The organism is Hyalangium sp. (assembly GCF_035629615.1).
Taxonomy (GTDB): domain Bacteria; phylum Myxococcota; class Myxococcia; order Myxococcales; family Myxococcaceae; genus Hyalangium.
The window spans coordinates 1-6,731 of sequence record NZ_DASPHO010000059.1; the positions used below are offsets into that span (position 1 = coordinate 1).

6 protein-coding genes are annotated in these 6,731 nt (G+C 67.9%); 4 read left to right on the forward strand and 2 right to left on the reverse strand.

Annotation, left to right across the window (positions count from 1 at the left end):
* Positions 1-1,232: TonB family protein (locus tag VD972_RS02745; protein WP_324980291.1), on the reverse strand; the 1,232-nt coding region annotated here is incomplete at its 3' end.
* Positions 1,233-1,558: 326 nt separating this feature from the next.
* Here VD972_RS02745 and VD972_RS02750 point away from each other — a divergent pair.
* Positions 1,559-3,355 carry a pre-toxin TG domain-containing protein gene (locus VD972_RS02750; RefSeq protein ID WP_324980294.1) on the forward strand — a complete coding sequence of 599 codons (1,797 nt, stop codon included), beginning with the start codon at positions 1,559-1,561 and terminating at the stop codon, positions 3,353-3,355.
* 15 nt (positions 3,356-3,370) lie between these two features.
* On the forward strand, positions 3,371-4,135 hold the full coding sequence (locus VD972_RS02755) for a hypothetical protein (RefSeq protein ID WP_324980297.1): 765 nt from the start codon (positions 3,371-3,373) through the stop codon (positions 4,133-4,135).
* Between the two features lie 103 nt (positions 4,136-4,238).
* Here the strand turns inward: VD972_RS02755 and VD972_RS02760 are convergent, their stop codons facing one another.
* Positions 4,239-4,613, reverse strand: a complete 375-nt coding sequence (locus VD972_RS02760) for a helix-turn-helix transcriptional regulator (RefSeq protein ID WP_324980300.1) — start codon at positions 4,611-4,613, stop codon at positions 4,239-4,241.
* A 437-nt stretch (positions 4,614-5,050) separates the two neighbouring features.
* On the opposite strand from VD972_RS02760, the gene VD972_RS02765 reads away from it, so the two are divergent.
* A complete protein-coding gene (locus VD972_RS02765) occupies positions 5,051-6,205 on the forward strand; it encodes a serine/threonine-protein kinase (RefSeq protein ID WP_324980303.1) in 1,155 nt (384 codons plus the stop codon).
* A 109-nt stretch (positions 6,206-6,314) separates the two neighbouring features.
* Complete coding sequence (locus VD972_RS02770; protein ID WP_324980306.1) at positions 6,315-6,707, forward strand: response regulator; 393 nt, start codon at positions 6,315-6,317, stop codon at positions 6,705-6,707.
* Positions 6,708-6,731 lie beyond the last annotated feature (24 nt).

The window sequence follows — 6,731 nt, forward strand, 5'->3', positions numbered from 1 at the left end:
GAGACGTTGGTGCCCGTGGACTTGAAGGGGTACTCGACGAAGAGGCCCGCGTTGATGAGATCCGCGTAGGCGCTGCCGTGCACGCGGTCGTCCTTCGGGCGGGTCAGCCGGCCGTCGATGGCTCCGCCCATCAACCGCCCGTACTTTGGTGGCGGCGTGCCTGGGTAGAAGTCGATTGTGTCGATGAAGTCCGGGTGGATCACCGCCGGCCCCAGGAAGAGGTGGAAGAGGAGGGGGACGCGGATGCCATCCAGGTAGTAGCCCGTGGAGGACGGCTGGCTGCCTCGCACCACCGGGTACGCGATGCCGGACACCATGCTGCCCACCCCGGGCAGCAGCATCACCACTCGGAACGGATCTCCCATGGTGCCGGGGATCTCGCGCAGCTCCGCGTCGTGCAAGGTGACGCGCGACACCTCCGTGCGCTCTCTGTCTCCCCGCACCACCGTCTCGTAGGGGTTGATGACCAGCGGCTCCAGCCCGTACACCACCTCCAGCGCCTCACCCGGGCGCAGGTTCTCGATGAAGGTGCTCGGCTTGTGTCCCGGCGATGTCACCCTCACCCGCTGCGCGGCCGAGGGCCACCGAGCCTCGAAGCGCCCCTCCGCGTCCGTCTCCACTGGGGTGTTCGGCAGGGCGTCCGACACCAGCACCGCGCCGACGAGGGGCCGGCGGTTGCCCTTCTCTCGCACCAGCCCCTTGAGCGTGACGGGCGCGGGCGCAGGCGCCACCCCTCCATCATCCCCCGCCCCGGCGCTCGGCGCCTCGAAGCGGTACTCGAAGCCGATGCGCACCGGCACCGGCTGCCCATTCAACGTGGCCGGGTTGAAGCGCAGCCCCGTGGCCGCGTGCAGCGCGGCGTCGTCCAGCAGCGGGTGCACGCCTACCACCAGCGTGGCGGTCTCCACCTCGCCCGCCTCGTTCACCAGCAGCTCCAGCTGCACCGTGCCTGTCACCTGCTCCGCGGCGAGCTGCGGAGGATAGGGGGCTGGAGAGTCCGCCAGCAGCGAGGGAGGCAAGAACGCGGGCTGCGCTACCCCCGCATCCGTCGGCCCGCCCGTGTCCACCGCGAAGCCCGCATCCGTCCGGTACACCCCTACTTCCGTCGGAGTGCCTGCATCCGGAGTACCCGCATCCGGCGTCCCTGCATTGGCCCGCCCGGGACGAGCGCCCCACGCCTGCAGCGAGCACAGCGCCAGGCCCAGCCCCACCGCCCAGGCCCGGGCCCCCATGGAGCCCCTCTTTGCAGAGGCCCGTCTACTCGCCATGTTCCACCCGCGGCTTGCCCATGGCGCCATAAAGCCAGGGTTTCCAAGGGGATGACAACTGGACCGTACCCAGTTTTCGATTGGCCCGACCCAGGTGAGAGACCGTGGTGGGCGACTGGAGCGGATGTCGCTCATCCTCTTGGCTGCTCGGTTAGCACTGGTGCCTACGGCCACTCACAGGGCACGGGCACTCCTGCGCCGCGCGTGATCACCGGGCACGACAAGTTGAGTGGGTCGGACCAAAGCACCGAGACCTCCGTGGTGCCGAGGCGAGGACCTACACTTCAACGATGGGTACTCTATCTGCGTGGGGGAGCAAGGGGCACCGCTCCGTGCAGCGGCAGCGCGGACGCCTGAACATGGCGGTCCTGGCGCTGAGCCTCGCAGTGAGCGGTTGCGCCGCGGGGCCGGTCTTCCAGGAGCCGTGCGGCTTCCTGAACGGCTGTGGGGACATGAATGAGAACTGGCGGGAGCGCCGTGCTTTCCGGCAACAGCGGCAGGGTGTGGCGCGGGGCGAGACGGGCCACTCGCGTGCGCAGGGGGAGGAGCGAGCGCAGGTGGTGAGCCGCTACCTGGAGTTCATCCGTGACAAGCAGGAGCAGGTGGAGCGCGAGAAGCTGACGGAGCAGGAGCAGCAGCGCGAGCAGTGGGTGCTGCAGGAGTTGCGGCGGTGGGTCCTGCGCCAAAGCGAAGCGGAGCTGCGGCAGCGCATGCCCGTAGAGGTGTACGCGGAGCTGAGGGCGGCCCGTGCGCAGAAGGAGCACGAGGAGGCTCGCCGCCAGGCGGCCGTGGAAGCGAAGCTGGACGAGTTCCACGCGTGGGCGGAGGCACGCTGGGGGGAGGCAGCGCAGGAACGTGTGAGGCTGGTAGCGCCCCGGCACCTGTTGACCGAGCACCCGCTGCGCACCCAGTCATTGGAGGCACTGGCCAAGGCGGTGCTGGACTGGGCGTACGAGCACGCCCAGGACGAGCAGCTGCTGCGGACGAACCCCACACAGGTAGCGCTCTATCTGCTGGCGCGGCGCAGCGCGCTGGCCACGGCCATTGAGCTCGGCCGAGTCGCCTCACCGCACCTGGACTACACGCCGCCGGAGGACAAGAGCCCCTCACCGGAGGAGCTGGTGGTGGAGCTGCTGTACGGCGTGCTGCCTGGGGTGGGGGAGTTGACGGACGCCTCGTGCGCTCTCACCGGCTACAGCATCACGGGCCGGGAGCTGGAGGTGAACGACCGGCTGCTGTGTGGGGTGGGAGTGCTGCTGCCGCTGGTGCCGGGGCGTGCGTTGTCCGGAGGCGGGGAGCTGCTGGAGCGCACGGCGCTGGTGACGGGGCGGAACCTGGAGGAGATGCGGGTGCTGCAGCGGGTGGCCGCGCACCTGAGCCCTGAGGATGCTGCCCAAGTGGAGGAGTTGCTTCGCAAGGCAGCCAAGGGCGAGCGCCTCTCGGAGGAGGAGGTGGCATTCCTGCGGCGCGTGGCTGCCGGGCTCGAGAAGCCGCTACTGAAGGCTGCAGGGACCTTGCGCCGAGGAGGCACGGTGCCGCTGGTGGGCTCGCGGCTGGGGGAGGCCGGAATCCGGCTGGAGCCGGGCACGGCCGAGCACATGGCGGCTGCCTGGGTGGACTATCAGTTCCGGCACCCGGAGAAATACCCACGCTTCGGCTTCGCCATCGACGCGGACTGGAAGAAGAAGTACGAGCTGATCCTCAAGAACAAGGAGGCAGGCGGGGACTTCGAGCAGCTGGTGCTCAAGACGCGGGCTCAGAAGAAGAACAAGGCGCTGATGATTCCGCCGCCGGGCAGCCAAGCCGAGGGGTTTATCCCGGACGCGTTGCTGCGCAGTGACACGTCGGGGGAGTTGGTCTGGGGCCAGCCCTACTTCTTCATCGAGGCGAAGGCTCGAAGGGACCTGTCACTGGGTGGTAACCTCAAAGCCATGCTTGACTATGTGGATGAATATGGCGGGCATGTTGAACTGTGGATTCGCTCGACCAAGAATCTAGCTGGAGCGACGCGGCTCTCCTCGCCGCTCCAGAAACGGATCGAACTGCTCCGAGCTGAAGGCAAGGTGAGCATCATCCCCTACCCGTAGGAATGGCTCATCACGATGAAATACCTGACAACGGACATCTGCCTCCCGCCAGGGAGCATTTCAAGCGAAGTCGTACGGATGTTTTTCTGGAAGGTGTTTGAAGAGTATCGCTGGTTCCGGCCCATGCGATATGGCAGAGCGGTCCTCAATGGCAAGCTCGACCCGGCGCGTATCGACTATGGGGCGCTTGTGGCCCACTATGAGGAGCATCGGAACATCACGGTCACGGCCCGCACTGACAGGGATTTCTTCCTGCTTTACTCCGCGAAATCCGAAGCATATCCATACATCGGGGCAGTTATCTGGGGGACTTCTGCCAAGGAAGGCACTCTACCCACCTGGAGACACGCTCATCGGCTGCAAGTGATGGAGATCATGCAATTGCTGGGTTCCCCATTGGCGATTGCGGCATTGGACGAGGATAGGGCTCGCAAGAAGGAGTGGCTTGTCCCAAATGACGATGGGCTTGGCTCGACGCTGGTCCCCACCGTCCGCGACTACAGCGAGGGGTTGGCGGGACTGTTCTGGCGAAACTTCTACGGTCCTCTCTTCATTCGCACGCTGGGCGAGCGGCTTGCCACGCTGCCGGGTGAGGTCAGGCAGGACGTGGGCAGCGGCATTGTCCTGGTCCAGCCCTATGAGCTTCCCACCCAGGCCGGAACACCCGAGGGCATGGCGCGCGAGCGTCAACTCATCGCCCAGTTGGGTGCCGAGTGCTTTTACGACCACGAGCGCCACCTGAAGCCAACACGCGTGCCCGATCTTCCCGCGCCAGGGTAGGATTCATGGAAGCTCTCCGCAGCGCCGTGGACGAGCATCCCAGGCGAGCAGTGCCCAACTCAGGAAGCCCCGCCCCGGAGCGTGCCAGCGGCCCCAGCGCTCACTAACGCGTGACGATGGCCGTCGCCACCAGGTGCATCAGCTTGATCTGCTGCCGCTTCAGCCGGCGCAGGCTGCGCAACAGCCGCCGCATCTCCGGCGTGTCGTCCAGCTCGGAAGGCACGTCCTCGGCCCACGGAGACTCCCCCGGCCCGCCGCGGCGCGGGGTGATGCCCATCAGCTCGTCCGGGTTGCTGCGCAGCGCCAGGCACAACCTCAAGAGCGTCGGCACGCTGGGCAACATCTTCCCCCGCTCCATCCGCCCATACACCTCGGGGGCCACGGCGACACGCGCGGCCACATCTGCCTGCGTCAGCCCGGCACGCATCCGCGCCAGCCGCGCGGCCTCGCCGACGGTCGTCGCCAGCTTCTTCTCCATCTTCCGCACCGCCGGGGGGATGGATGCACCCTTGCGGCGGGGCCCTCGGCGCCCCGAGGGGGCCAGGACCGTAGAACCTTTCAGGTTGGATCTCACCACACGAACCTTGCGCACGTTGCACGCTGGAAGGGAGGCACCCTGTGGAGCTCGCCGTCAGCAGGGGCTTTATAACCCGCTACGTCGGGAGCACCTACCCCTATTTGCCACGTCGTACCCTATTCGCCAGGTTGGGTTCCGGCGCCGAGGGGCCGCATAAACCCTGGAATTTCCGATTACACAGGGCACCTTTGGCGTCCTGCGTCAGACACGCCCTATCAGGTAGGACGGAGTCCGGCCTGGCGAGGGGGTTGCGGGAACCTTGGATCCCACCCAATAGGTGACGACGGCGAGCAGGAGGACCATACTCTCCAGGTCCTCCCTGTCGCAGGAGTGTCGTCATGGCGTCCCTGTCCCTGAAGCCCCCCGCGCCCGAGGTGCTGCTGCGATCCGGGCGAACCTCCTATGAGTTCGTCCGCTGGCTGGGGCCCGCTCACCACGGCGAGCTGGTGCTGGCCTGCCGCCGGTTGGACGGGGCCTTCAGCGGCTTCAGCGTCGTCAAGCGTCCCATTGCCCCCGTGTCCGACGAGGCCCGGCGCCGGCTGAATGAGGAGGCGCGAGTGGCCTCGCAGCTCCACCACCCCAACATCCTCACCGCGCTGCAGCTCAAGGGTCCGGACGAGCTGCCGCACCTGGTGATGGAGCACGTGGCCGGCTACCGGCTGGAGGCGCTCCTCGAGGCCTCCGAGCGGACGCAGCAGCCCTTCTCGGAGGCCTTTGCCTGCCACGTGGTGGCGGAGGTGGCGGACGCGCTGAACCACGCCCACACCCTCATGGACGAGCACGGCCGCGAGTTGGGCATCGTCCACCGGGATGTGACGCCGCACAACATCCTCCTGGGCGAGCACGGTGAGGTGAAGTTGCTGGACTTCGGAGCCGCTTGGTCCCGGCTGGCCGGGCGCATGAGCAGCGAGGGCCCCGCCGTGCAGGGCAGCCTCGCGTATGCCGCCCCGGAGCATGCCAACCACCTGGCGGTGGATGCGCGCGCGGATCAGTTCTCCCTGGGCATCGTCCTGCTCCAGCTCCTTACCGGCCGGCACCTCTTCCAGGGGGCCGAGCGCTTCGACGCCCGCCTGCGCCGCACCCGCCTCCCGGAGGGTGAGCGCACTCGCCTGTGTGCCCTGGAGCTGGCGGAGCGGATCCGCGACTACTCGGTGAGGGATCTGGAGGCCGCCACACGCGCCGTGCCCCAGGCCCTGCACTCCATCGTCCACCGCGCGCTCGCGCCGGATCGCACGGAGCGGTTCATCTCGTGTGCGCACCTGTCCCGGGTGTTGCGCGAGCACCTGCGCGTCACCGGGCAGTTCTTCGGACGGCATGAAGCCCTCGCCGAGCTGGCCACCTTGCGCTACGTCGCCCTACGTGTGGAGGCGGGCGAGGCTCCCGACGATGCGGTCCGCGAGCGCCACCTGCCCGAGCCCGGCCCCCGCTCCGCGCCCCGCCTCCTGGCGGGTCACCGCGCCGCGCGTCTGCGGGGCCCCCCCCGTCGCCGCTGATCCATCGACTAGCCAACACCGCGCACTTCCAGGCACTTCACTCCTCCCCCGGTTCGTATGAGGCTCCGGTTTGAAATCGGTGCCACTCGGGAGAGGGGGAAGGACTGCAATGGTGGAGCGCTTCCGTATCCTCGTCGTGGAGGATCACAACGACAGCCGAGAGATGCTGGAGGAGTTCCTCACGGAGGAGGGCTTCACGGTGGAGTCGGCCGTGAATGGGCTGCAAGCGCTGGAGCGGCTGCTGCGTACCCCCAGGCCGGACCTGGTGCTGCTGGATCTGATGATGCCGGTGATGACGGGGTGGGACCTGATGGCCCGGGTGGTAGATGAGCCCGCGCTGTGGGGGCTCCCTGTCATCGTCGTCTCGGGTGCGGGCTCCACGCGGCCCATCCCGCGCGGCGTCCTGGCCTCCATCCCCAAGCCGCTGGACCTCCACCTGCTGATGGACACGATCGGGGGCCTGCAGCTGCAGCACGGCACCACCGTGGCCGCCATCCGCTAGTCCCGGCCTCTAGGGTGAGAAACC

Coding starts and splice junctions, on each gene's coding strand:
- VD972_RS02750 (WP_324980294.1), top strand. CDS start 1,559: ATGGGTACTCTATCTGCGTGGGGGAGCAAGGGGCACCGCTCCGTGCAG.
- VD972_RS02755 (WP_324980297.1), top strand. CDS start 3,371: ATGAAATACCTGACAACGGACATCTGCCTCCCGCCAGGGAGCATTTCA.
- VD972_RS02760 (WP_324980300.1), bottom strand. CDS start 4,613: ATGGAGAAGAAGCTGGCGACGACCGTCGGCGAGGCCGCGCGGCTGGCG.
- VD972_RS02765 (WP_324980303.1), top strand. CDS start 5,051: ATGGCGTCCCTGTCCCTGAAGCCCCCCGCGCCCGAGGTGCTGCTGCGA.
- VD972_RS02770 (WP_324980306.1), top strand. CDS start 6,315: ATGGTGGAGCGCTTCCGTATCCTCGTCGTGGAGGATCACAACGACAGC.